This window comes from Rhodobacteraceae bacterium Araon29 (genome assembly GCA_039640505.1).
In the GTDB taxonomy this organism is placed as follows: domain Bacteria; phylum Pseudomonadota; class Alphaproteobacteria; order Rhodobacterales; family Rhodobacteraceae; genus CABZJG01.
In genome coordinates this window covers 1,641,501-1,665,271 of record CP046865.1, presented here as the reverse complement: position 1 = coordinate 1,665,271, position 23,771 = coordinate 1,641,501, and the positions used below count along the sequence as shown (strand labels likewise).

Sequence of the window (23,771 nt, the reverse complement as noted above, 5' to 3'; positions counted from 1 at the left end):
ACATGGCCCATAAAATCTTAGACAGCGCATTTGAAAATCTGCTTGATATCAATGCACCACCAAAGCAAATTGCGACCGGTTTTGAGTTTACAGAGGGACCAATCTGGAATCCGGTAGAGCAGTTTTTGTTCTTCTCAGATATTCCCGGTAATCTACGCTACGCGTGGGATGCAAAAACGGGCGCTGTTGAGGCGCACCAGCCGAGTCATAAAGGCAATGGCATGACCTATGATGCGGCCCTAAATCTTCTTGTCTGTGAGCACGAAACTAGCCGCGTTGTACGATTTGAGCCGGAAGGAACTGAAACCGTTATTGCCGAACGGTTTGAAGGAAAACAACTCAATTCCCCAAACGATATAATTGTTCAGTCGGATGGCAGTATCTGGTTTACTGATCCAACTTACGGACGCATGCCGGGGTTCGGCCTCGAGCGTCCCAGCGAATTGGGGTTCCAAGGTGTTTATCGTGTTGCGCCGCAAGGCGGCGATCCCGAATTGATGGTCAACCGAACCACATTTGATCAACCAAACGGTCTCACCTTTAGCCCATGCGAGCATTATCTATACGTTAACGATACGGTTCAGAAAAATATCCGCCGTTTCGAACTTGGTTCTGCGGGTCTTACCAATGAACGCATCCTCGCCTCAGGTATTTTCGATCCAAACCTAGAAGGCGTACCCGATGGTCTAAAATGCGACGCAGAGGGAAATATCTGGTGTACGGGCCCGGGGGGCATTTGGGTCTATGATCCAAACGGCTATCTTCTGGGAAAAATCAGCTTACCAGAAAACTGCGCCAATTTTCATTGGGGGGGGCCTGATTGGAGAACACTCTATTGTACAGCGACCAATTCAGTTTATGCCTTACCGGTACATGTCGGGCCACGGATCGAACCCTTTATGCCGAAAAATCACACTGAAGAAACTCATACCGACCTTGCTAACGCCGCCCTAATTATTCAAGACATGCAGGTGGATGCGGTAGGAGAAAATGGAGCTTCCGCCATGAGCGGAGCACCCGAGCATTGTCGAGATCAGAATTGCATCGCCAATATTGCAGCCTTGGCCAGAAAATTTAGGTCCATACAGCGACCGGTGATACATGTTCATTTTATTATTGATCCGGGCGCACCAGGAATAACCACGAACACACCCCTATTTCGCTATGTACGTGATGCTCCTGCCCATGTAAGGGGAACAAAAGGTGCCGCGCCCATCAGCGGGCTAGAGCCCCAGTTAGGAGATTTCGTTTTAGAAAAAGATCGTATGTCACCTTGGGAGACCACCAGACTGGATACGATTTTGCGCGCATTGGGGGTTACCACAATAATCAATACCGGCGCCTGGACGAACATGGCAGTGGAACACACTGCTCGCACAGGGGCTGATCGCGGTTATACAATCATTATACCGGAAGATTCGACCGCAACCATGAATGCAGACTGGCAGCACGCCTCTATAAATTTCGCCTTGCAAAATATCGCAACCATCACCACCACTCAAAACTTATTAAATGACTTGGGAGAGTAGAGATACCATGGCCCAGAAAGAAAATGTAGCCGCTGTGACTGGCGGGGCCCAAGGCATCGGCCTTGCTTGCGCAAAACAATTAGCGGCAACCGGCAGCAAAGTAGCGCTGTGGGATTTTGATGAGGCTGCCTTGGAAAACGCCATATCTGAATTTCCAAATGGCTCGGTTGAAGCCGTCAAAGTTGATATCAGCGACTTTGATCGAGTTAACGCAGCTGTTTCAAAAACAGAGGATGCTTTTGGCCCCATCACTCAAGTGGTTAACTCTGCCGGAATAGCGGGCCCGAACATGGTTGTGGAAGACTACCCGCTTGCAGATTGGCAAAGCATTATTGATGTCAACTTAACGGGGAGCTTCCACATTCTGCGCGCTATCCTTCCCGGAATGAAAGCACGCGGTTATGGAAGAGTTGTTTTGGTTGCCTCGATCGCGGGAAAGGAAGGCAACCCAAAAGCAAGTGCCTATTCTGCTTCAAAAGCAGGAGTGATTGCCTTGACAAAATCGGCTGGAAAAGAAACTGCAAAATTTGACATTTCAATCAACTGCGTGACTCCGGCAGCAGCCAAAACACGTATTTTTGACCAAATGTCACAGGAACATATTAATTATATGCTCTCAAAAATTCCACGTGAACGGTTTTTACAAGTGGATGAAGCCGCAACCATGATTGGTTGGTTATGCTCAACCGAGAATAGCTTCACCACTGGTGCCGTGTTTGACCTCTCAGGGGGCAGAGCAACCTATTAGTCAAAAATGGCTGTTGCAAACAAAAAGGGAGCGAACTCAGGAAGTGACACATGAAGACACTCACAAATAAAAAAATCTTTGTAACTGCTGCAGGACAGGGGATAGGGCGTGCCGCCACACTCGCTTTTAAGGCTGCGAGAGCAAAGGTCTTGGCAATTGACATAAATGAAAAATGCCTGTCCACCCTATCCAAGGAAGGGATAACCACAAACCTGTTGGTTGTATGCAAAAGAGTAGCAATTACAAAACCTGTCGAATGCTAAGGTCCATTTGATGTTCTATTCAATTGCGCAGGAACTTTGTATTCCGGCACTCTTTTAGAAATGTTCAATGAAAATTTGAACAAGACTCTAAACTTGAACGTTATACCAATGGCAGATTTAGCAAAGGCAGTTTTACCTGGTATTATTGATTCTGGTGGTGGTGTTATGTTAAATATGTCTTCGGTAGTCTCCTCAATTAAAGGAGTTCCAAATAGAGCCGCATATTCAATACCAAAAGCGGCAGTTACTGGACTGACCAAATCTATAGCGGCGGATTACACGGCAAAGGGAATCCGCTGCAACGCAATATGTCCAGGCACCGTCGATAGTCCGTCTTTTCAAGAAAGATTAAAACCTGCAGGCGATTACGAACAAGCCCGCCAAGACTTGATCGCTCGTCAACCGATGGGCCGAATTGGAACTACTCAAGAAATTGCTGAGTTAGTGATCTACCTTGCGAGCTCCAGTTTCACTACCGGTCAAGCGTATTCAATTGATGGCGGATGGACCATTTAAAAAATAGAAAAGATATAGGATTATATGCTATGAAGTTATGTAGATATGGAGATAGCGGAAAAGAAAAACCAGGGCTGATTGATGATGAGGGTATTTTACGTGGCCTTTCTGAGCACGTAACTGATATCAATCCTGCCCTTCTTAATGACCTATCAGTTATTAAGAAAATTGAACCAAGCAGTTTAGCTGCTGTCGAAGGTAATCCTCGATTGGGTCCTTGCGTAATTGGTAGCGGAAAATTCATGTGCATTGGACTAAATTATGCTGATCACGCGGAAGAAAGTGGTATGCTCGTGCCTCCTGAACCTGTTCTATTCATGAAAGCTACCAGTGCAATTTGCGGACCTAATGACCCAATTATCATTCCTCGCGGCAGTTTAAAGACTGATTGGGAGGTAGAGTTGGGCGTCGTAATTGGCAAAGGTGCAAAGTATGTCTCAGAAGCAAACGCATTTGCTCATGTTGCCGGCTACTGTGTGATTAACGATGTTGTTGTGAGCACTTGTTCTAATCGCTATTGATATTATACACGACAAAGGTGTAACATGAGCCTTTAATGCCACTCAGGCGAGTTCAGCAAAAGTCTTTCAGCCCACCGATTTAAACAGGAAGGATATTGCAACGCCCCATATGCCAGACGTAACTTTAAAATATACCGAATGGGAGAAAAAATGTCAGGTACTCGAGGAGTAAAGACTGTCACGGGTCCAAGTGCTACCAAAAAATCTGGCGGAGCAAAAGACCCCTGCGAGCCTGTGGGGGCTATAAACCGCGAGGTTAAGTATTCAAGATGGCCGGATCCACCGGGGGAAAAACGGGTAGTGTTTGGTTTGTATGACAAGGTTAACAAAGAGAAAGAACTGGGGAAAGATAAGGCGCGCAGAACTCAATTTTGGGACGAGGATAGCCTCAAGGGGTGTACGGCATTTCTACTGAAAAATCCGAACGCTATTTATCCGTGGCTTACGTTAGTTGATAAATATATTCAGGACCTCACGAAGCAAAAAGAGCTTTTTACACTGCCGAGGGAACACGCCGTCATTCAACCACTAATTGAAGCCTTCGCGTTTGATCTCGAGGGTTTCACTCGTTACATTTTATTCATAAGGGACTCCTTCAACCGGGCAGATGGGGGTTGGGCGCAGGCTGAACTTCTCTACCGTAAAATAAACGGTCGGTATCGATTATGAGATCATTTTGACCTCTTTAATTCTGTGCGTGGTCACTATGTTAGGGATCCATTTCCTGCTTGGACGGCGGTTAAAGTAGCTGGTCTTCGTAGGGAGGCGGCTGTGGTAGAAGTTAGAACAGTAGCTGAACTGCTTTAAAAAAAGTAAACGCATGTTTGGCCGAGCGACAGGAGTTATGAATTTTACCGCCAACAGGGTTTCGTGGGGACCCATGATCTGTTGGAGTTATTGCTATGATTTATTTGGTTTTTCTCATTTTTCGCATCAAACCCTCTTGGGCAACACTGGCGATTAAACGGCCATCAGGCGCAAAAACCGAGCCGCGATTAAATCCTCTTGCACCGCCACTAAATGGGCTATCCATGGAATAAAGATGCCAATCTTCAAAATGAACCGGTGCGTGAAACCACATGGCATGATCTAAGCTGGTGGTCATAATGCCCCCTTTCCACCAAGTCAGCCCATGCGGCCTAAGCGATGAGCCTAGAAGGTTAAGATCAGAGGCATAAGCCAAAAGACACTGTTGAATGGCAGGCGATGTTCCCGTTGCATCGGGCATCCGAAACCACATGTAGTTGGTATCGCCGGTGGGTTCTGGGTTAAAAAAATCACGGGGCGCAACCTCGCGAATTTCAATTGGTCGCGGCCGCGTAAACTCATCGCGGTGCTTTTTGCTAAAATGTTGTGCCGCCTCGGCACGTAATTCAGCCCGTTCTGCCAACCCGTCTGGGCCTTGCACCTGCGGCATTTCATGTTGATGCTGCCAGCCCTCTTCCTGAGTATGAAAAGAGGCAGACATTGTTAAAATCTGTTTGCCGTTTTGCATCGCGACCACGCGCCTCGTGGTAAAGCTACCGCCGTCGCGTGTGCGATCAATCTGATAGACCACGGGAACTGCAGGATCACCGGGTCGTATAAAATAGGCATGCAGGGAATGACACAACCGACCGTCAACACTGCGGTAAGCTGCGGCAAGCGCCTGCGCAATCACATGGCCTCCAAAAATACGTGTACTGGTTTCGCCGCCCGTTCCAATGCCGCGAAAAAGATCAACTTCAAGCAATTCAAGATCTAATAGATCAAGCAGCTCTTGACTGGCGTGGTTCATACTCAATCCCTTCAAACATATGAATTTATATAATATTCTTCAATTTTTAAAATCAAACATAACTCAGCTTGTTCCAATCATTTTGGCCATCGCTGCTTTCGTTTCTTCGGTAAACCAGCCATCATCTTTACCCGCATTTGCATGAGTAATAGCGGTTTCAACCAACGCAATAGTATCCCCACGGATCTGCTGTTTTACCAAACCATAGGCTTTGGGTGGCAATTGCGCGTACTCTTTGGCTACATGGATCGCACGGTTTAGAACTTCATCAGCATCCACCAATTCATCGACAATCCCGGCGGCAAGCGCCGCCTCTGCCCGTATTGGCTTTCCGCTTTGTAAAATCCGCCGCAAATCATTCGGCGAAAGCATTGCGCGTGCGATTTCAAGCGTACCGGCGGGCAATCCAACCCCGACCTGCACCTCGGCCAATCCAAAACGTGCTTTCGGGCCGGCCACTCGATAGTCTGAACACAAAACGGGGAAAAAACCTCCGGCGATGGCGGCGCCCTCTACTGCGGCAATCAATGGCTTTGGAAATGAAAACATTTTGCCAAAGGCGACATCAAGTCCTCTGACAATCTGGTTTTGCTGATCTTTGTCATAATCTTGAGCTTGCTTAAGGTCTAAACCGGCGGAAAAAACCTTAAGACCACTGGCAAGCACAACAGCTTTGACTTCGGCATTTTCAGCCAAATCAACAAACAACTGTGCTAAATCACCGAGTGTTTTTGCATCCATTGCATTGACCGGTGCCTGCACCATTGTCACCAAGGCGATCCCGCCATTCTGCATTTCGAAAGAGAGCCAGCTCTGCGTGCCCATTCAACAATTCCCCCACGTTATTTTCAAACCTGTCGCAATACCTTTAACCTTGAGTTGACAGAGTTCAAAACGTAACGCTACGATTTTTCGGAAAAATAGTTAAATCAAATCCGGCTTTCGAGCCAAGGGAGGTTCGTTTTGAAACTATATTATTCTCCTGCGAGCCGCGCGGTGCGCGTGGCCTGGCTGTTGGAAGAGCTTGGACTTGAGTATGAAGTTCAAAAATTCGCGCTTGGTGATCGAGCCATGCGCGAGCCTGACTATCTATCAGTGCATCCCATGGGGCGCGTACCGGCCCTTGAAGACCGAGGCGTTACGCTTTTTGAAAGTGGCGCGATCATTCAGTATATTCTGGCCAATTACGCCAATGGACAATTTATACCAGAGGTCGGAACACCCGAATTTGCTCAATATCTTCAATGGTTTCACTATGCAGAAGGCATGATCATGCCACCGATGAACACACTTGTTGTGGAAACAATCCTCTTACCCGCTGAACGCCGCACCGAGGTGAATGTAAAGCGTTCAACAAAGCTTTTGGGGCAAATGTTACATGCTGTGAACCTAAATTTGGCCAACAAGGAGTATTTGGTAGGGGATCACATGACTGCCGCAGAGTTTATGACTGGCCATGCCGTGATTATGGCACAGCGATTTGGCATTGATATGACAGATAAACCCAACATTCCGCCCTATGTCGCGCGGCTTGAAGCACGTGACGCCTTTCAACGGGCATCACACAAATGAGCGCGCCAATTGTATTCATCGTGGGCGCAGGCGATTATATCGGTGCCGCAATTGCCCGGCGATTTGCCGAGGGTGGTTTTACAGTTTGCCTTGGACGGCGCAACGGCGACAAGCTTGAACCATTAGTAGACGAACTGCGCACCCTTGGCGCAAAAGCCTATGGCTATAGCTTTGATGCGCGCAGCGAAGAGGCTACAGAAGAAATCTTTAAAAAGATTGAATCGAGCGTTGGGGCGATTGATTTGGTGATTTTTAATGTGGGTGGTAACGTTTATTTCCCCATTCTTGAAACCACCGCGCGGGTCTATCGCAAGGTCTGGGAAATGGCCAGTTTGGCGGGCTTTCTGACCGGCCGTGAAGCCGCGCGCTACATGGTTCCGCGCGGCCGTGGCAAGATATTTTTCACCGGCGCGTCCGCCAGCTTGCGCGGCAAGCCGGGCTATAGTGCATTTTCCGCTGGTAAAGCGGGCCTGCGTATGCTTGCACAAAGTATGGCGCGTGAATTAGGTCCTAAAAACATACACATAGCACATCTTATTATCGACGCTGGGGTAGATACAAAATTTGTCCGCGAGCGTATCAAAGCCGCTGGGCGAGACCCTGACGCGTTGCCGCCGGACACATTAATGGACCCAAATTCGGTGGCCGAAGCCTATTGGATGCTCTATCACCAAAGCCGCGATGGCTGGACCCATGAGCTTGACCTAAGACCGTTTCGCGAAAACTGGTAACCCAAAACATAGACCGTGAACCAAGCCCCATTTCCCACGTCGGTATTGCGTAGGTATCACGGTGTTAAACCGTTGGTTCAAAAACAAAGCGGCAGGACAAGCAAATATTCGGCGACAATTGATGCAATGGGCATTTCCGTAGCAAAAAAATTCAAAGTGGAACGATAGACTTTTGTAATAAGGTTGCAGAAACTCTTTTGAAACAGTCTTAATGTCGGTGCTCCTATTCGGAAGTGCTACTCTGAATTCCCAGTTCAGTAATTTTTTCGCCAATAAGAAATCACGCCCTAGATATCTCATTATGATAACGTTTTACCAATTATCACCATGACGAAAGGCGCCTGAATTGACTTATTCAAATCGACCCAGACGGGCTTTGAAAGATCGCCCAGAATTTAAAACCAAGATGAAGCCTTTGACCTGTACTGGGGATACATCTGTGAAAACAGCTGTAAAAACCATGTCAGAAAAGAACTTCGGATCGGTTGTTGTGATAAATGAACAACAACTGATAATCGGTGTGCTAACCGAACGTGACATTATGAAAAAACTGGTAAACCAAGGCAAAAGCGCAGAGGAAACATTGGTTTCAGAGATCATGACAACCGATGTCAAAGTGGCGCGCGAAACCGATGATGTTCTTGACTGGCTTCGAATAATGTCCAACGAACGCTTCAGACGCCTTCCGGTGGTGGATGCTGGTGGCCGTGTCATCTGCGTTTTCACCCAAGGTGATTTTGTAAGCTACACTTGGCCTGATTTGATTTTCCAAGCAAAAGAATTGGCAAAAGCTGGGGTGATGAAAAATTTTGGTGCTTGGCTGATAGGCGGGGGGCTAGTTTTATATTCGCTGCTGATGATCGCAGCTATTGCCATGGTGACAACAAACTAGCAAATGCGGTATCATCGCAGGCAAATTCGCCGCCGCAAAATATAGCTCAGCTGACCCCTTTTGCGCATGGCAGACAAAGTTAAAGGGTTTAAGATTCAACGCCTGCTGGCTTTGCTGCCGCGGCTTGCCTTAGAGCGTGGATAAAACCCTCACAGGAACTGCGCTAAGGTAAACCCCATCACACCTCCGACAAATACCAAGCAAACCAGCATTGGGGGCGATATAGAAATTACTTTAGTGCTGTCTTGTTTAAGAAATTCTTGTTTGGGCAGTTCAATTTCTGCAAAGCTTAAGTCCAAAACAGCACAAAGCGCCTGTGCGGTATCGGCCGACGCGATGCCAGAGGCTTCGACCCGCTGTATGGTTCTGGTTGATACTCCGGCAACCGATGCCAGATGCTCTTGGGTCCATCCTTGCCGGGTTCGGGCTTGTGCAATCACATTGTCTTTAAGTCGCATGAAATCAAAACTGCACTGAGAAATATCCTAGGGTATAGCCAGATATAACAGCCAATATAAATATCAATGATGCCATCTTGCCTGAATACATCTGATCCGTATCTGAAAAAAGCAGCGCATCATTGCGATAGGCTGCGATCTCTAACTTGCCTGTAAAAACATTTTTCACGTTGAATGTGACTTTGTAATTCTCGCCGTTTCGCATAAAACAATGCGATGAGCTTAGCCTATAATTCCATTTTTTTGAAACCACTTCGCCATCTAGCCACAGTTGTTCACGGCCTGTCCAATAGGAACCTTCCGCTTTTAGTGTCAGTTCATCGGTCGTAAGCTCGACGCCGCGACATTTCCAGTTGGCATATGTTTCAAGGTCTTTATGCAATTTAAAAATCTCCTAAACAATAAATTGGTCTTTAATTCACCAAAAACGGTGGTTGTCATAACGCCATTTCCCCGACTGTCGGGAAAATGACGTGCAAATCAATTTGTCTATGAGGTGTTTATGCGCGGTAACAGCCAGATCACTATGGTTTGCTCAACCCTGTGACCTTTATGGCTGGTAAGTGACCGCGCGCCTGACGCGCGGCCCTATTTGTTTAAGAAAAGCCTAATGCAGGCCATCTTGTCCAAAAAGTCTACAGCACTTCAAAAAGGCCCGCAGCGCCCATACCGCCGCCAACGCACATGGTGCAAACCACATATTTTGCGCCGCGGCGTTTGCCTTCGATAAGCGCGTGCCCGACCATGCGCGCGCCGGACATGCCATAGGGATGACCTACCGAAATCGCCCCGCCGTCCACGTTGAGCCGCTCGTTGGGAATGCCAAGCCGGTCGCGTGAATAGAGCACCTGCACGGCAAAAGCCTCGTTAAGCTCCCACAGGTCAATATCGTCCATTTTGAGCCCATGCGCTTCCAAAAGCTTTGGCACCGCAAAGACCGGACCGATGCCCATTTCATCGGGCTCGCAGCCGGTTGCCATCACGCCGACATAGCGCCCAAGCGGCTCAAGCCCGCGCTGCTCGGCCAGTTTTGCCTCCATCACCACTGCGGCTGAGGCACCATCAGACAGCTGGCTGGCATTGCCGGCGGTGATAAAGCCGCCCTCTTTGATGTTCAAACCATCTTTGAACACTGGCGCCAGACCGTTAAGCCCCTCGATCGTGGTGCTGGGACGGTTGCCTTCATCTTTGTCCAAGGTCACCTCATGTTCGGAAATAGCGCCGGTTTCACGGTCTTGAAATTTCATCACCGTGGTCATCGGCACGATCTCTTGGTCAAACCGGCCCGCTTCCTGTGCGGCATGGGTGCGCTGCTGCGATTGCAGCGCGTAATCATCCTGAACCGCGCGGCTGACATTATAGCGCGCCGCGACAGTTTCGGCTGTTTCAAGCATTGACATGTAAATGTCGGGTTTGTTTTGCTTAAGCCATGGATCAGGGCCCATCCGCATTTCGGGGGTTTGCACCATGGAAATGCTTTCAACGCCGCCGCCGACAACCACATCCATCCCATCGGTGATCACCTGTTTTGCCGCCGTGGCAATGGCCATCATGCCGCTGGCGCATTGGCGATCAAGCGACATACCCGCAACTGTGACCGGCAAGCCCGCACGGATCGCCGATTGGCGGGCAATATTGCCACCCTGATAGCCTTGCTGCAGCGCTGCGCCAATAATGCAATCGCTTATCTCGCCGGTATCGACGCCGGCGCGCTCAACCGCATGGGAAATGGCATGGGCCGCGAGCGCCTGAGGTGTGGTGGCATTAAACGCCCCGCGATAGGCTTTGCCGATCGGGGTTCGGGCGGTGGATACGATCACTGCGTCACGCATGAGTATGTTCCTTTGGTTGTGTGTCGGTCGCTGGCGCGGCCATAGTTAAAATCCCCGTGCGTCAGCAACTTGCTCCGCATGGTATCCGTAATCGCCCAGCCATTCACTGGCGACACGGGCGCGTTTCATGAAAAATCCCATATCAAAGGCATCGGTCATGCCAATACCGCCATGCATCTGAACACCTTCGATCACTGCAAGTTTTGCAGTTTTAATCGCCCGTGCTTTGGCAAGCGACACTGCCATAGCTGCATTGCCCGGATCACTGTCCAGCATGCGGCCTGCGTGTAAAATAGCAGATCCGGTTACTTCCATTTCGCACCACAGATGGGCGGCGCGATGTTGCAAAGCTTGAAAGCTGCCGATGGGGCGGCCGAATTGCTGGCGCTCTTTCAGATAGCCAACTGTCATATCCGCAGCGCCGGCCGCCAGTCCGGTCATCTCCGCACTTAAGGCGGCCTGACCTGCCTGCAATGCGGGGCGCAAAACTGTCATTGCATCCCCCGCAGCGCCGATAATGTCGTCCCCGGTGGCGTCGACATTGTCAAACTCCAAACGGGCGGCATTGCGGCTGTCGATCATGGCCTGATCATTGCGGGTGATCCCGGCGCGGTCTGCGGGTAAATCAAACAGGGTCAAATCCTCTGGCCCCTCTCCGCTGCGCGCCAGTACAAGCACCCTATCGGCGAAGCCGCCATCTACCACAAAGGACTTTTGGCCGTTCAAACGGAACCCGTTGCCTGATTTTTCGCAGGCTAGTTGACTGTTTTCGGGCGCAAATTTTGACGTTTCGTCCAGTGCGAGCGCATAGGTCAGCCGGCCCTCGGCAATGGCAGACAGCCGCTCCGCGCTGGCGGCGCTGTCCACCTGCTTTAACGCTGTTGCAGCCATTACGGCGGTCGACAGAAACGGACTTACCGCTAGGGTTTTGCCAAGCTCATGGGCGATAACGCCTGCTGCAGCATGGCCCATATCCACACCGCCATTGTCTTCGGGCACCAGAACCCCGCACCATCCCATTGCGGCCATTTCCGCCCATAGCTCGGGATCATGGGTTTTGCCATCATCGCGCATCTTGCGCAGTTTGCTGACAGGTGCATCTGCGTCCAAAAACCCACGCGCACTTTCGGCCAGCATGGTTTCTTCTTCGCTTAAAATCAATTTTACCATGCCCTTACCCCGGTAGTCCCAAAATGCGCCGGGAAATAATTCCCAGCATCACTTCAGAGGTGCCGCCTTCGATTGAATTGGCCTTGCTGCGCAGCCAGTCCATGGCCAGATCGCCATGCGCGCCATCTGTATCAATCGCCTCGCTGCCGCCCGCCGACATCATCAGCTCATAGCGCTGTTTGTTCAGCTCGGTGCCCATGTATTTGAGCATCGCCGAGGCATCGCCAACCCCTGCCCCTGCTTCGGCCTGATCTTTATAGCGCTCAAGCGTTAACCCCACCGAGAGCGCATCAATTTCACACTCCATCGCTGCGGCGCGCAAACTGGCATCAGATAAACGCTCTTCCCCAGCAGTCTGCGCCAAAACTGCGCCAAGCGGCCGGCCCGAGGTCAGCCCTTGGTTATTGCCACTAATCATTTCGCGTTCATGGGTGAGCAGATATTTGGCGATATCCCAGCCTTTGTTCACCTCGCCCACCACATTTTCCTTGGGCACTTTGACATTGTCAAAAAATGTCTCACAAAAGGCAGAAGCCCCTGAGATAAGCTGGATCGGCCGGGTGCTGACACCTTCGCTTTCCATATCAATCAATATAAAGGATATGCCTTTATGCTTGGGCGCATCACGATCCGTGCGTACCAGCGCAAAAATCCAATCGGCCTTATCCGCGTATGAGGTCCATATTTTCTGGCCATTGATCAGATAATGATCGCCCATATCTTCGGCCTTGGTTTGCACATTTGCTAAATCAGAGCCAGCACCAGGCTCGGAATACCCCTGACACCAGCGCTGTTCACCGCGAATGATCTGGGGCAGGTATTTTTGCTTTTGCGCCTCAGAGCCAAAGGCAAGCAAAGCCGGTCCAAGCATCCAGATACCAAAGCTGAGCAGCGGCATCCGTGCGTTGATCCGCGCCAATTCCTCAAGGTATATTTTGTCTTGCTCACGGCTAAGGCCAGCGCCGCCATAAGCGGCCGGCCAGCGCGGGGTTGTTAGGCCAACCTCGGCCGCATTTTGCATCCAGAGCTTTTGATGCTTAGAGGTGAATTCCCAGTTTTTTCCACCCCAGCAAATTGTTGCTTCGGTATTTAACCCGTCCCGCATGGCCTGCGGACAATGGGTATCCAACCAGCTGCGCAGCGACTGGCGGAAGCTTTCTGGATCTTGCGTTGCCCAACTCATTTTAGGTTTTATCCCACCCTGTCCGTTAAATTTGCGCCCTAGGATGTCATCTCAAATTTTGATTGACAAGCACGAAGGTGGGATGATCAGTAGTGACCGTACGTCCAAAATGCCAATTCACAGTGAGAGACAAAATGAAAGCTATGCTCAGCACCGAACCAGGGGGGCCAGAGACGCTGGTTCTGACCGAAATGCCCACCCCTGAACCGAAATCAGGTGATATTCGCATTGCCGTTAAAGCCGCCGGTGTGAATTTTCCCGACACGCTGATCATTCGCGATCTATATCAAATCAAACCGCCGCGTCCCTTTGCCCCGGGTGGGGAAATTTCTGGCGTTGTGGATGCTCTTGGCGACGGGGTCGAAGGGTTTTCCATTGGCGACCGCGTCCTAGCCGTGCCCGGCGTTGGCGGTTTTGTTTCGCACCTGACAACACCGGCCGCCCGAGTGATCAAAATACCCGACACCATGCCCTATGACGAAGCAGCTTGCTTCATTTTCACCTACGGCACATCGCATTACGCACTGCGCGACCGCGCGGCCCTTAAAGCCGGTGAAACCCTCTTGATTTTGGGGGCCGCGGGCGGTGTTGGCGCGGCGGCGATTGAGCTTGGCAAAGCCATGGGGGCAAAAGTGATAGCAGCGGTGTCCAGCGAAGAAAAAGCAACCTTTTGCCGTAAGATCGGTGCCGATGAAACGCTGATTTATCCACGCGAAATGGACCGCGATGCGCAAAAGGAAATGTCCAGTAATATCAAAAAATTGGCAGGTCCAAATGGCGTCGATGTGGTCTATGATGCGGTCGGCGGAGACTATGCCGAACCGTGCATTCGCGCCATAGCATGGAACGGCCGATTTTTGGTGGTTGGCTTTCCGGCCGGCATTCCCAAAATACCGCTCAACCTGACGCTTTTGAAAAGCTGTCAGATCGTTGGTGTGTTTTGGGGCGCCTTTACCATGCGCGACCCCAAACAGCACCAAAAATACCTTGCGGAGCTTTTCGATCTTTACGCAAAAGGCCAAATCAAGCCACAGGTCACGGCCTCTTTTGATCTAGCTAATGCGGGCAAGGCGCTTGAGTATATTGCCAGCCGAAAAGCACTGGGTAAGGTTGTTTTGACGGTGGATTAATCCAGATGGCTGACGTCGTTGTAGCCGCGCACTTTCATTTTATCGCGGTCCATCACCAGCCGGCTGACCGAGCCATTTTCGGCTCCTAAAAAAGCAAAGGGTGCAGCACCTGTGGCCAGTGACATGGCCGCAGCAATTACGCCGCCATGCACCACCACCGCCACCAGTTGGTCTGGATGCGCAGAAGCAATGCGCAGCAGTCCGTTGCATACCCGCGCCTGCAAGGCTGCGGTGGTTTCAGCGCCCGGTATTTCGCCCCATTCTTGATTGTCAATCGAGCGTCTGAAAATCGGATCGCCAGCGGCAGCTTTGAGCCGGTAAAGCCCGGCGTCCCATTGCCCGAGGCAAACCTCGCGTAGATCAGGCTCAACTTTTGGGGTCAGGCCAAGGTGCCCTGCAAGCGGCGCTGCAGTCTGGTGGGTGCGCTGTAATGTGGTGACATAAATCGCCGCTATAGGCCATGTTTTAAGCCGCTCGCCAACAGCGATGGCTTGCTGCTCGCCATTCGGGTGCAATGCCGGATCGCCGTGCCCGTCTTTCATCGGAAATGGCACGCCTTCGACAGCGGCCTGTGATTCTCCGTGGCGGATCAAAAGCAAATCGGCCGCTCCCGGCCATGGTTTGAACTTGAGCTGTCTAATTTCTTTTGGCTTTATTTTATTGGGCATTGTGTCATCCTAAAATATCCGTAGCATGAGCATGTCATAGAACCAAACTTCATTCCATCGCTTTTAGGCCCTAAGGTACAGGAGATGATCAAATGAAAATAGATGCTCTAAGAACCCCAGAGACCGCTTTTGAAGGGCTGCCCGACTGGCCCTATCCGCCGCACTATATCGAGGACTTGGAAGGGTTTGGAGACTTATGTATCCACTATGTCGATACCGGCCCGAAAGATGCAAAAAACATATTTCTGTGTCTGCACGGACAGCCGACCTGGAGTTATCTTTACCGAAAAATGATCCCGGTTTTTACCAGTGCGGGGGCGCGGGTGATTGCCCCGGATTGGCTCGGCTTTGGCCGGTCGGACAAGCCGGTTCGGGATGCCAGCTATACCTATCATTTTCATCGTAATATGATGGTATCGTTTATCAAACGGCTAGATCTGCACAACATAACTTTGGTGGTGCAAGACTGGGGCGGCGTTTTGGGACTTACCTTACCGCAAGACATGCCAATCAGGTTTAAGCGTTTATTGGTCATGAATACTGCTTTGGCAACGGGGTGCGATGCTGGACAAGGATTTAATGACTGGCGCGCCTACAGCAATGCAAACCCCGATATGAACATTGCAAAACTGATGCAGCGCACAACCCCTGTTCTCAGCCCAGAAGAAGCTGCCGCCTATGCCGCACCGTTTCCCGACATTCGCTATAAAGCCGGGGTGCGGCGATTTCCTCAAATGGTCATGACCGAGCCGCATATGCAGGGCGTAGATCTGTCAAAATCTGCAGTGAAATATCTGGCAACCGAATGGGCAGGCGAAAGCTTTATGGCCATTGGTATGAAAGACCCGGTGTTGGGACCGGATATCATGTACGCGCTGCATGGTAAGATAAAAAACTGCCCCCCGCCCATGGAAATTCCTGACGGGGGTCATTTTGTACAGGAATGGGGTGTAGAGATTGCAACCGCCTCTCTTAAATATTGGGGCGATATTTAGTCCGATGGGGCTTTAAGCAACGCAATTTGACAGTCAGGTTCAATGCGGTAGAGATTAAATGATGTATCACGGTAGGCACCGCGATTTATAAGGATCGCATCCAAGGACTTATATTCAGAAGACGCACAATCAAGCGCCAATGGCCCATTAGACACCATCAAAAGTGGGGATTGAAAACCCGCTTCAAAGGGATATTTTTGCGCGTAGTAATGCGCGGGCTGCACGCTATGGGTCAGCGCCAGAATGTCAAAATCTTGCGCACGTAGTGTATGGAAAAGATCAGCCAAAACATCCCGGTTTTGGGCAACAATAACCTCTATATCTTGTTCTTTGGCAACCGCTGCTATTTGCCGGCTCAACTCCGAGCGAAGCAAGTAGCGCTCGGCGATTAACCGGCCATTCACAGAGGCAGCATCAGCAAACATGACAGCCCCGGTCACAACCAGCCCAATCGCGGTATTTAGGATCAATGAAGCAATTTTTAACCGCGGCCCCATGGCAAGCATGGCCAAAGTTATTCCAGCGAAAACAAAAGGAAAGGCCCAATTTGCATAGGCGCGGCTTAGACCGGCCTGCACCGTGATCAAAAGCACGATCGGCAGCGACATTAATAGAAGGTTTTTAGCTTGCTTGGACCGCTTATATCCCAGCGCCTGCGCCCCCAGAACAGCAAAAGCCACTGGCCCGATAACCACAGCCTGCAACAGCAAAAACTCAGCCATATTAGCCAGAGAAAACCCAGTCTCAGCTTCAGGTTTCACCCATTGCACATTTTCAGCAGTATGGCTTAGGGTGGTAAGATCATTGGCAAAATTCCACGCTATATTGGGGGCTGTGACAGCCAAGAATAAACTCAAAAATGCCCCGTATTGCGCCCAGCGCAGCCGTTGATCACCACAAAAAAGATAAACCAACGGCAAGCACATGATAAAATACAGCGCTGCATATTTAGCCATAAAGGCCGCACCAAGTACCGCACCAGCCATAGCAGCAGCGCGCAGGGAACCGCTTCGATTTGCTTGATCATGGAAAATCAAAGCCAAAACATAAAATGGAGCCAGCACAGTGTCGGTTGAAATCATAAAGCTGCCAACCGCAACAATCGGCAAAGACACATACCCCACTGACACCCAAGCGCCAGTTACAAAATCAAAGCGCCGGGCTGCGAATACCCCCAGCAATACTGCGGTTAGACCATGCAGAAACGGCGCCGGCACGCGCACCCAAAAAGCATCAGACGAATTTGCAAGGTCCGTTACAAACCGAATAAGCCAAGCGATCAGTGGTGGTTTGGAATAATACCCAAAGTCAAGATTTTGTCCCCAAAACCAATATTGCGCTTCGTCAACAAAAAGATCAGTGGGGGTTATAGCCAGCGCTAAAATCCGCAGCGCTGTTAACAGAAGGATAAACGAAAAGGCCCAGAAAACTGCTGTTCTCTGGTTAAACATCCTTTTGCTCCGCCGCGTTATCGCGGGTAGATTTGTGGATTAACCAAAGGTTTCGGGTGTAAATAAACACGCCCAAAGATTGCCCTAGTATGAATACCGGATCTTGACGGTAGATGGCATAGGTCAACAGCGTGCTGCCACCAGCCAGAGAAAAATACCAAAACGCAGTTGGAATGATGGACCGACGGGCACGTTCAGAGGCGACCCACTGCACCAAAAAGCGCGCGGTGAACATTAACTGGCCTATTAAGCCAAATGCCACCCAAGCCAATTCGAGCCCACTCTCAACTTTTAGAAATGCCATCAATGTATCCATCTGGGCCTACTTTTTTACTATTTGCGCGCGTTTAGCACGGCGGACAAGCCACATAACCCCAAAGAGGTCTATCGCTCCGACAACTGCACGCTGTAAATTTGAATAATTTGACTGGCCCGCGCTACGGGCTGCATGAGACACATCAACATGTAAAATATCCCACCTATAAGCTTTAAATAATGCCGGTAAGTATCTGTGCATATGATTAAAATACGGCAATTGCAAAAAGGCTTCTCGGCGAAACGCCTTCAATCCACATCCGGTATCCCGAGTACCATCTTGCAATAAAAACCCACGCAGTCCGTTAGCCAATTTCGACGCAATTTTTTTGGACATCCTATCTTGACGACCCACCCTCTGGCCTGCCACCAAACCAAGCTGTGGTTGGGCAGGTTTCTCTAGAAACGGCGCCAGTAAGCTTGGCAAATTTTCGGGTGGATTTTGCCCATCACCATCCAGAGTTACAATAAGAGGCGTTTTTGCGGCCAAAACACCGCTGTGCACGGCTGCCGATTGTCCTGCAGATGACGCATGCTCGAGCAATAAAAGGTTAGTGTAGGTTTGCATTGCGTCTCTGACCACCTGCGATGAACTGTCAGTTGAGCCGTCGTTCACAACAATCACTTCAAACTGGGTTACCGGTTCAAGCGCAGCAACTATTTCGTCTATCAAGGGGCGGATATTCTCTGCCTCATTCTTGATCGGGATTACAACGGAAACACTCGTCATCTTTGGTATGCCTTTGATTTAGGCGCGGTATAGAGCTTAATACAAAATAAGAAAAGCACCTTTGTCATCCAGTCTATTAAAATCATATGCCTTCACACGTGTGGAAATTTCTCATTTTTTGCTTTGGATAAATTAATTTATGGATAAAAGTATCTCGATTAAGTCGTTGATGTATCTGGACTTTGCACCTCTCGTCGCTGGGCCCGTTTCATCAGCTTTTGAGCAAGGTTAATTCCGATCCCAGGACGGCTCCAAGGGCAAACCGCTATACAAATAGCGCAACCTTGATGTTCATTAAAAAATGGCAAGCATTTGTCAAAATCAACATACCACTTTTCGGTACCACGCACCATTTGCTTTTCTGGAAAAATTGCGTCCGTGGGGCATGCTGCTTCACAAATTCGGCAATTGGCGCAAAAATCATCCACCCCATGCGTAGCGGGTTCGTAAAGTGGCAGCGGCGCATCGGTTAAAACAGCCGAAAGCCGAAAGCTTGATCCAAACTCAGGTGTGATAATAGATCCATGCTTTCCCAATTCCCCAAAGCCTGCCTGTAAAGCTGCGGGAATCATCGTGATCTTACCTGACATCGGCCCGGTCAGCGGCTCAGCTTCCCAACCTAAATCATGCAGCCAGTTGGCCATAAATTTCGCACCATAGGCCGCCCGTTTATACTGCCGCATTACTTCAACCCCAGCTTCGGGTTGCGGGGCTTTTTCAATTTCATCATAGGTATGATGAAAGCCCAGTATAATGATATTTTTACGAGTTATTTTGATCCCTTCAAAGGCCCAATCCGGATTAAAGGCAACCGCCCCATATTTTTCAAATACCCCGTTGTTTTTGAATTTAGATGTAGCCTTGGCGACCGCGTCGGCCATAAGGGGCTTTTGCATTGGGCCAACCGGGCGTAGCGGGGCATCCAAGATTTTTTGCCGGGCGGCGCGCAATTTGGAAAATTCTTCCAAACCTGGATCAACTGTGTAAAACCATTTCTGCACTTCGCCATGCGCCGTATCATCCGGATTGTTGCCCCAATACACATAGCTTGGACGCCGAAAATCAGTTTCACCCAAACCATTTACCTCATTTCCAGAAATCTCCGGCATCAACGCCATTTGCTCTGACTTAGGGACAAAATGTTTGACTGTTTGATTTGGCATGTGTTGGCTATGCAATCTGTTATGCGACATCTCAAAGCTATCAAACATGCCGATAAATGAAAGTTAAATTTATTCAACTGGTTTCTTGCCTAAAAATCGGGGCAAAAGGTCAGCCTACAATTAAGCAAGCGACGCCGTTGGCCTTGGTTGAATTGACACAGCTAGCAAACCTGTCTTGACAGCCACGTCGATATGCCAAAGTTTGGGTGGACTATAAGGTGAAATTTCTATTTTCACTGTAATGGAGGTAGCATGCAATATCACACAGCCACCAGTTTTGAAAATGCAGTAGACTTGGCACAGGCCGCACAGGGGACGGTCCGGTTTTTAGCAGGCGGAACCGATGTACTTGTACAACTGCGAGGAGAATTTATAACCCCTGATGTTTTGATTGATATCAAACAAATTCCCGGCGCCGCTGATATTCAATGTTTGGAAGATGGCAGTTGGCAAATCGGCGCCGCAGTGAGCGGTGCACAGCTTGATGAACATGAGGCCCTAAAAGCAGAATGGCCCGGTCTTGTTGAAGCGATGAACCTAATCGGCTCAACCCAAGTGCAAGGGCGCGCCACATTAACCGGCAATCTTTGCAACGGCTCACCTGCTGCTGACTCTGTGCCTGCCATGCTGGCAGCAAATGCCAGCGTGGCAATTATCGGCCCCGACGGGCAACGACAGGTGCCCGTGAAAGACATTCCTAGCGGACCGGGCAAAACCACATTAAAATCGGGCGAAGTGATCGCTACTGTGAATTTACCAGCGCAATCCGCAAGCGGCGCAGATGCCTATTTGCGGTTCATTCCCCGCACAGAGATGGACATTGCTGTTGTAGGCTGCGCAGTAAGCCTTGAGCTTGATGGACCGCAGATTGCCAAAGCGCGGATTGCAATTGGGGCGGTTGCCCCAACCGTAAGATCGGTTGAAAGCGCAGCTGATGCCCTCATTGACAGCACGCTTGATGATGAAGCGCTCGCAGCGCTTGCGACCGCTGTGCGCGAAGCCTGTGATCCGATCAACGACAAACGCGGCACCATAGAATACCGCACCCATGTGGCGGGCGTATTGGCTCAGCGCGCCGCTAAAATTGCCTATCATCGGGCGAGGAGCAAATTATGAGCAAAATCCATGTAAGCACCACTGTGAACGGAGACGATGTTGAGTTTTTGTGCGATCCACGTGAGACATTGCTCGATTGTTTGCGCGACAAACTCAACCTAACAGGCGCCAAAGAAGGCTGCGGCACAGGTGATTGCGGTGCCTGCTCGGTCACTTTGGATGATCGGCTAGTGTGCTCCTGTCTTGTGTTGGGCGCCGAATCCGAGGGCAGATCAATCGGAACAGTTGAAGGCATTGCCGAGGGTGAAAGTCTTCATCCGCTGCAGCAAAAGTTTATTGAATATGCGGCGCTGCAATGTGGGATATGTACCCCGGGCATCCTTGTGGCGACGAAAGCTCTTTTAGACAAAAACCCCGACCCAACGGAAAGCGAAGTACGTTATTGGCTGGCGGGAAACCTTTGCCGGTGCACAGGGTATGATAAAATTATCCGCGCGATCATGGACACAGCGGCAGATTTAAGGGAGGCATCTTAATGGCTTTGGATGAACCAAAAACAACCGACTTCAAATATGTCGGTACCCGCCCCAATCGTCCGGATGGATTTGACAAAGTAACTGGCCGCGCCAAATTCGGTGCAGATATGTCTGCGCCCGGTATGCTACACGCAGCGATTTTGCGCTCTCCTCATGCGCATGCCCATATTCTTTCCATAGACACCAGCCAAGCTGAGTCTATGAAAGGCGTTAAGGCGGTTGTAACCCGTGCGGATTTTTCCAAAAATGTACCTTTCGAAAGTGGTCTGGCAGGCGAGTTTTGGAATATTTTGGAAAATGTGATGGCGGGGGAAAAAGCGCTGTATGATGGGCATGCAGTGGCGGCGGTTGCGGCCACATCCGCCCTAGATGCGCGCGATGCGCTCAAATTGATTAAAGTTGACTATGAGGTTTTGCCGCATGTGACAGATGTCGATGCAGCTATGGCATCAGGCGCACCTGTTTTACGAAAAGGGGCGGCTGATAGCTCGGTTCCAGAAGGTCTTCATCCCAATGTGGTGCGGTATCACGAAAGCGGACATGGCGATGTAGAGGCCGGATTTGCCGAAGCTGATCTGGTAATCGAGGATAGCTTTGTTACCGAAGCCACTCACCAAGGCTATATCGAACCACACGCCTGCCTTGCAACATTGGGAAGCGACGGCAAAGGCGAGCTATGGTGTACCACTCAAGGGCATTGGCATGCCCAAAAAGTCTGTGCCGCCTTGCTAGATCTGGAAACCAGCCAATTACGGGTCACGGCATCGGAAATTGGCGGTGGCTTTGGCGGTAAGACAACCGTATTTATTGAACCGGTCGCGCTGGCACTGGCCCGAAAAGCAAACCGGTCAGTGAAACTAGTAATGAGCCGGTCCGAAGTATTTCGCGCCACCGGCCCCACATCCTCGACATCGATGGATATTAAAATAGGAATGACAAAAGACGGCAAAATCACCGCCGCAAAAGGTATTTTTCGCTTGCAGGGCGGTGCCTTTCCGGGCGCACCTTCTGATGAAAGCGCCATGTGCGCCTTTGCGCCCTATAACCTAGAAAATGTTTTGCAGGTTGGTTATGATGTAATGTCGAACCGTCCTAAACAGGCCGCCTATCGCGCACCTGGATCGCCAATGGCCGCTTTTGCAGTAGAATCCGTCATCGATGAGCTGTGCAAAAAACTAGACTTGGATCCTATCAAAATTCGGCTGAAAAATGCCTCGCACACAGGGTCTAAGTCCAGCTTCGGCCCACGCTTTGATGCGATTGGCCTTGTTGAAACCTTAGAAGCTGCACAAGGACACCCACATTATTCTGCGCCCCTTAAACCCGGGCAAGGCCGTGGGGTTTCCTGTGGGTTTTGGTTTAACCATGGTGGTGAAACCGCTGTTTCATTGGCACTTTCGGAAGATGGAACCGCGCAAATATCCGTGGGAACGCCTGATATCGGAGGTAGCCGAGCCTCTATGGCTTTAATGGCGGCGGAAGAACTTGGCATACCTTATGACCATATCCGCTGCACAATCGCCGATACTGCGACATTAGGCTATAATGAAATCAGCCACGGATCACGGGTCACATATGCCTCTGGATTAGCAACTATCAAAGCGGCGCGCGATGCCGTCAAAAAACTATGTAAACGCGCAGCAGTCAAATGGGATATCCCCGAAGAGGCCGTAAAATGGCAAGATGGGTTTGCTGTACCCTCAGGCCCGAATGCGGGCAACTTCGATCCAATTCCCCTTAAGGACTTAACGGCTGATATGGGCGCAACGGGCGGTCCGATTGTGGGCCACTTTGAAGCCTCGCCAGAGGGCGCAGGGGTGAGCTTTGCCACCCATGTGGTCGACGCAGAGGTGGATCCCGAAACAGGTAAAACCGAAATTTTGCGCTATACAGTGGTGCAAGATGCAGGCAAGGCGATACACCCCACATACGTCGAAGGCCAGTACCAAGGCGGTGCAGCACAAGGCATTGGCTGGGCCTTAAATGAAGAATATATTTATGGTAATGACGGGCGATTGCAAAACGCCGGGTTCCTTGACTACCGTATCCCGCTTGCGTCAGATTTGCCAATGATCGACACAGTGATTGTCGAAGTGCCCAACCCCGGTCACCCCTATGGCGTGCGCGGGGTTGGGGAAACATCCATTTGTCCGCCCTTGGCCGCCATTGCAAATGCGGTTTCGGCAGCATCTGGTGTTCGTTTGCGGCAGTTGCCGATGTCGCCTCCACGCATCGTTGCTGCGTTGAAAAATCAATCAAATGGTTGAGGTTAACTTATGGTCCGGCCTGCGAGCGCAGGCCGGGGGCCATGAAATTGTCCAAGTGGAAGCCAAAACGGTCGGTGAAGTGCTGAGAGCCCTTATTGCAGCCCATCCCGGTTTAAAACCAAGCATCGACGCCGGTGTTTCAGTTGCTGTCGATGGCCGTATTATTGTCAACAGCCTTACTGAACCGGTTTCGCCCAATAGCGAAGTATTTTTGTTGCAAAAATTGCGTGGCGGCTGAAAGAAACACCGGTGGGTCAGTAGGGCGACG

General features: G+C 50.3%; 24 protein-coding genes and 2 pseudogenes. 14 read left to right on the top strand and 12 right to left on the bottom strand.

Going from position 1 to position 23,771, the window contains the following annotated elements; genetic code table 11:
- Positions 1 to 2: 2 nt before the first annotated feature.
- From GN278_07845 to GN278_07825, 5 genes and pseudogenes are all read left to right on the top strand, one after another.
- Positions 3 to 1,529 carry an isochorismatase family protein gene (locus GN278_07845; protein ID XAT60725.1) on the top strand — a complete coding sequence of 509 codons (1,527 nt, stop codon included), beginning with the start codon at positions 3 to 5 and terminating at the stop codon, positions 1,527 to 1,529.
- A gap of 7 nt (positions 1,530 to 1,536) precedes the next feature.
- Complete coding sequence (locus tag GN278_07840; protein XAT60724.1) at positions 1,537 to 2,277, top strand: SDR family oxidoreductase; 741 nt, start codon at positions 1,537 to 1,539, stop codon at positions 2,275 to 2,277.
- Positions 2,278 to 2,327: 50 nt separating this feature from the next.
- A pseudogene (locus GN278_07835) lies at positions 2,328 to 3,056 on the top strand (SDR family oxidoreductase).
- A 29-nt stretch (positions 3,057 to 3,085) separates the two neighbouring features.
- The gene (locus GN278_07830; GenBank protein XAT62595.1) at positions 3,086 to 3,577 is read left to right on the top strand and encodes a hypothetical protein; all 492 of its coding nucleotides are present in this window, start codon (positions 3,086 to 3,088) and stop codon (positions 3,575 to 3,577) included.
- 663 nt (positions 3,578 to 4,240) lie between these two features.
- Positions 4,241 to 4,384 (top strand): annotated as a pseudogene (locus GN278_07825) (RidA family protein).
- 100 nt (positions 4,385 to 4,484) lie between these two features.
- Here GN278_07825 and GN278_07820 read toward each other — a convergent pair.
- Together GN278_07820 and GN278_07815 are read right to left on the bottom strand one after the other, a co-directional pair.
- Positions 4,485 to 5,354: an acyl-CoA thioesterase II gene (locus GN278_07820; GenBank protein XAT60723.1), complete on the bottom strand. Its 870-nt coding sequence runs from the start codon at positions 5,352 to 5,354 to the stop codon at positions 4,485 to 4,487.
- Between the two features lie 63 nt (positions 5,355 to 5,417).
- A complete protein-coding gene (locus tag GN278_07815; GenBank protein XAT60722.1) occupies positions 5,418 to 6,179 on the bottom strand; it encodes an enoyl-CoA hydratase/isomerase family protein in 762 nt (253 codons plus the stop codon).
- Between the two features lie 138 nt (positions 6,180 to 6,317).
- On the opposite strand from GN278_07815, the gene GN278_07810 reads away from it, so the two are divergent.
- The 3 genes from GN278_07810 (at position 6,318) to GN278_07800 (ending at position 8,549) form a co-directional block, all read left to right on the top strand.
- The gene (locus GN278_07810; protein ID XAT60721.1) at positions 6,318 to 6,926 is read left to right on the top strand and encodes a glutathione S-transferase family protein; all 609 of its coding nucleotides are present in this window, start codon (positions 6,318 to 6,320) and stop codon (positions 6,924 to 6,926) included.
- Positions 6,923 to 7,657, top strand: a complete 735-nt coding sequence (locus GN278_07805) for an SDR family NAD(P)-dependent oxidoreductase (GenBank protein XAT60720.1) — start codon at positions 6,923 to 6,925, stop codon at positions 7,655 to 7,657. Before GN278_07810 ends, GN278_07805 begins: the two co-directional genes overlap by 4 nt.
- Before the next feature lie 406 nt (positions 7,658 to 8,063).
- Positions 8,064 to 8,549, top strand: coding sequence for a CBS domain-containing protein (locus GN278_07800; protein XAT62594.1), 486 nt, complete (start codon positions 8,064 to 8,066; stop codon positions 8,547 to 8,549).
- 149 nt (positions 8,550 to 8,698) lie between these two features.
- Here the strand turns inward: GN278_07800 and GN278_07795 are convergent, their stop codons facing one another.
- The 5 genes from GN278_07795 to GN278_07775 form a co-directional block, all read right to left on the bottom strand.
- The gene (locus tag GN278_07795; GenBank protein XAT60719.1) at positions 8,699 to 9,007 is read right to left on the bottom strand and encodes a helix-turn-helix domain-containing protein; all 309 of its coding nucleotides are present in this window, start codon (positions 9,005 to 9,007) and stop codon (positions 8,699 to 8,701) included.
- A 4-nt stretch (positions 9,008 to 9,011) separates the two neighbouring features.
- Complete coding sequence (locus tag GN278_07790) at positions 9,012 to 9,389, bottom strand: hypothetical protein (GenBank protein ID XAT60718.1); 378 nt, start codon at positions 9,387 to 9,389, stop codon at positions 9,012 to 9,014.
- A gap of 253 nt (positions 9,390 to 9,642) precedes the next feature.
- Positions 9,643 to 10,839: an acetyl-CoA C-acyltransferase gene (locus GN278_07785; protein XAT60717.1), complete on the bottom strand. Its 1,197-nt coding sequence runs from the start codon at positions 10,837 to 10,839 to the stop codon at positions 9,643 to 9,645.
- Between the two features lie 45 nt (positions 10,840 to 10,884).
- Positions 10,885 to 11,976 carry an acyl-CoA dehydrogenase gene (locus tag GN278_07780; GenBank protein XAT62593.1) on the bottom strand — a complete coding sequence of 364 codons (1,092 nt, stop codon included), beginning with the start codon at positions 11,974 to 11,976 and terminating at the stop codon, positions 10,885 to 10,887.
- 37 nt (positions 11,977 to 12,013) lie between these two features.
- Entirely contained in the window at positions 12,014 to 13,192 is a 1,179-nt protein-coding gene (locus GN278_07775; GenBank protein ID XAT60716.1) for an acyl-CoA dehydrogenase, read from the bottom strand.
- Between the two features lie 134 nt (positions 13,193 to 13,326).
- Between GN278_07775 and GN278_07770 the strand changes: the two genes are divergently transcribed.
- Positions 13,327 to 14,322: a zinc-binding dehydrogenase gene (locus GN278_07770; GenBank protein ID XAT60715.1), complete on the top strand. Its 996-nt coding sequence runs from the start codon at positions 13,327 to 13,329 to the stop codon at positions 14,320 to 14,322.
- Here the strand turns inward: GN278_07770 and GN278_07765 are convergent.
- Positions 14,319 to 14,990: a histidine phosphatase family protein gene (locus tag GN278_07765; GenBank protein XAT60714.1), complete on the bottom strand. Its 672-nt coding sequence runs from the start codon at positions 14,988 to 14,990 to the stop codon at positions 14,319 to 14,321. The genes GN278_07770 and GN278_07765 overlap by 4 nt on opposite strands.
- A gap of 92 nt (positions 14,991 to 15,082) precedes the next feature.
- On the opposite strand from GN278_07765, the gene GN278_07760 reads away from it, so the two are divergent.
- On the top strand, positions 15,083 to 15,985 hold the full coding sequence (locus tag GN278_07760) for an alpha/beta fold hydrolase (protein XAT60713.1): 903 nt from the start codon (positions 15,083 to 15,085) through the stop codon (positions 15,983 to 15,985).
- On the opposite strand, the gene GN278_07755 is transcribed toward GN278_07760, so the two are convergent.
- The 4 genes from GN278_07755 to GN278_07740 form a co-directional block, all read right to left on the bottom strand.
- A complete protein-coding gene (locus GN278_07755; protein ID XAT60712.1) occupies positions 15,982 to 17,436 on the bottom strand; it encodes a hypothetical protein in 1,455 nt (484 codons plus the stop codon). The genes GN278_07760 and GN278_07755 overlap by 4 nt on opposite strands.
- Positions 17,429 to 17,752 (bottom strand): lipid A biosynthesis protein, encoded by a 324-nt coding sequence (locus GN278_07750; protein ID XAT60711.1) that lies wholly within the window; start codon positions 17,750 to 17,752, stop codon positions 17,429 to 17,431. Before GN278_07750 ends, GN278_07755 begins: the two co-directional genes overlap by 8 nt.
- A gap of 6 nt (positions 17,753 to 17,758) precedes the next feature.
- Entirely contained in the window at positions 17,759 to 18,481 is a 723-nt protein-coding gene (locus GN278_07745) for a glycosyltransferase (protein XAT60710.1), read from the bottom strand.
- A gap of 158 nt (positions 18,482 to 18,639) precedes the next feature.
- Positions 18,640 to 19,644 carry a 4Fe-4S dicluster domain-containing protein gene (locus GN278_07740; protein ID XAT60709.1) on the bottom strand — a complete coding sequence of 335 codons (1,005 nt, stop codon included), beginning with the start codon at positions 19,642 to 19,644 and terminating at the stop codon, positions 18,640 to 18,642.
- Between the two features lie 252 nt (positions 19,645 to 19,896).
- Here GN278_07740 and GN278_07735 point away from each other — a divergent pair, with 252 nt between their 5' ends.
- Genes GN278_07735 through GN278_07720 form a run of 4 tightly spaced genes read left to right on the top strand, consistent with a single transcriptional unit; the run spans position 19,897 to position 23,741 of the window.
- Positions 19,897 to 20,760 carry a xanthine dehydrogenase family protein subunit M gene (locus GN278_07735; GenBank protein XAT60708.1) on the top strand — a complete coding sequence of 288 codons (864 nt, stop codon included), beginning with the start codon at positions 19,897 to 19,899 and terminating at the stop codon, positions 20,758 to 20,760.
- Positions 20,757 to 21,236, top strand: coding sequence for a 2Fe-2S iron-sulfur cluster binding domain-containing protein (locus tag GN278_07730; protein ID XAT60707.1), 480 nt, complete (start codon positions 20,757 to 20,759; stop codon positions 21,234 to 21,236). The genes GN278_07735 and GN278_07730 overlap by 4 nt, the downstream gene beginning before the upstream one ends.
- Complete coding sequence (locus GN278_07725; GenBank protein ID XAT60706.1) at positions 21,236 to 23,503, top strand: molybdopterin-dependent oxidoreductase; 2,268 nt, start codon at positions 21,236 to 21,238, stop codon at positions 23,501 to 23,503. Before GN278_07730 ends, GN278_07725 begins: the two co-directional genes overlap by 1 nt.
- On the top strand, positions 23,496 to 23,741 hold the full coding sequence (locus GN278_07720) for a hypothetical protein (GenBank protein ID XAT60705.1): 246 nt from the start codon (positions 23,496 to 23,498) through the stop codon (positions 23,739 to 23,741). Before GN278_07725 ends, GN278_07720 begins: the two co-directional genes overlap by 8 nt.
- Positions 23,742 to 23,771 lie beyond the last annotated feature (30 nt).

Excerpts from the sequence above, each read along its gene's own strand:
- GN278_07845 (XAT60725.1), top strand. The coding sequence starts at position 3 with ATGGCCCATAAAATCTTAGACAGCGCATTTGAAAATCTGCTTGATATC.
- GN278_07840 (XAT60724.1), top strand. The coding sequence starts at position 1,537 with ATGGCCCAGAAAGAAAATGTAGCCGCTGTGACTGGCGGGGCCCAAGGC.
- GN278_07830 (XAT62595.1), top strand. The coding sequence starts at position 3,086 with ATGAAGTTATGTAGATATGGAGATAGCGGAAAAGAAAAACCAGGGCTG.
- GN278_07820 (XAT60723.1), bottom strand. The coding sequence starts at position 5,354 with ATGAACCACGCCAGTCAAGAGCTGCTTGATCTATTAGATCTTGAATTG.
- GN278_07815 (XAT60722.1), bottom strand. The coding sequence starts at position 6,179 with ATGGGCACGCAGAGCTGGCTCTCTTTCGAAATGCAGAATGGCGGGATC.
- GN278_07805 (XAT60720.1), top strand. The coding sequence starts at position 6,923 with ATGAGCGCGCCAATTGTATTCATCGTGGGCGCAGGCGATTATATCGGT.
- GN278_07800 (XAT62594.1), top strand. The coding sequence starts at position 8,064 with ATGAAGCCTTTGACCTGTACTGGGGATACATCTGTGAAAACAGCTGTA.
- GN278_07795 (XAT60719.1), bottom strand. The coding sequence starts at position 9,007 with ATGCGACTTAAAGACAATGTGATTGCACAAGCCCGAACCCGGCAAGGA.
- GN278_07785 (XAT60717.1), bottom strand. The coding sequence starts at position 10,839 with ATGCGTGACGCAGTGATCGTATCCACCGCCCGAACCCCGATCGGCAAA.
- GN278_07780 (XAT62593.1), bottom strand. The coding sequence starts at position 11,976 with ATGCTGGCCGAAAGTGCGCGTGGGTTTTTGGACGCAGATGCACCTGTC.
- GN278_07775 (XAT60716.1), bottom strand. The coding sequence starts at position 13,192 with ATGAGTTGGGCAACGCAAGATCCAGAAAGCTTCCGCCAGTCGCTGCGC.
- GN278_07770 (XAT60715.1), top strand. The coding sequence starts at position 13,327 with ATGAAAGCTATGCTCAGCACCGAACCAGGGGGGCCAGAGACGCTGGTT.
- GN278_07765 (XAT60714.1), bottom strand. The coding sequence starts at position 14,990 with ATGCCCAATAAAATAAAGCCAAAAGAAATTAGACAGCTCAAGTTCAAA.
- GN278_07760 (XAT60713.1), top strand. The coding sequence starts at position 15,083 with ATGAAAATAGATGCTCTAAGAACCCCAGAGACCGCTTTTGAAGGGCTG.
- GN278_07755 (XAT60712.1), bottom strand. The coding sequence starts at position 17,436 with ATGTTTAACCAGAGAACAGCAGTTTTCTGGGCCTTTTCGTTTATCCTT.
- GN278_07750 (XAT60711.1), bottom strand. The coding sequence starts at position 17,752 with ATGGATACATTGATGGCATTTCTAAAAGTTGAGAGTGGGCTCGAATTG.
- GN278_07745 (XAT60710.1), bottom strand. The coding sequence starts at position 18,481 with ATGACGAGTGTTTCCGTTGTAATCCCGATCAAGAATGAGGCAGAGAAT.
- GN278_07740 (XAT60709.1), bottom strand. The coding sequence starts at position 19,644 with ATGCCAAATCAAACAGTCAAACATTTTGTCCCTAAGTCAGAGCAAATG.
- GN278_07735 (XAT60708.1), top strand. The coding sequence starts at position 19,897 with ATGCAATATCACACAGCCACCAGTTTTGAAAATGCAGTAGACTTGGCA.
- GN278_07730 (XAT60707.1), top strand. The coding sequence starts at position 20,757 with ATGAGCAAAATCCATGTAAGCACCACTGTGAACGGAGACGATGTTGAG.
- GN278_07725 (XAT60706.1), top strand. The coding sequence starts at position 21,236 with ATGGCTTTGGATGAACCAAAAACAACCGACTTCAAATATGTCGGTACC.
- GN278_07720 (XAT60705.1), top strand. The coding sequence starts at position 23,496 with ATGGTTGAGGTTAACTTATGGTCCGGCCTGCGAGCGCAGGCCGGGGGC.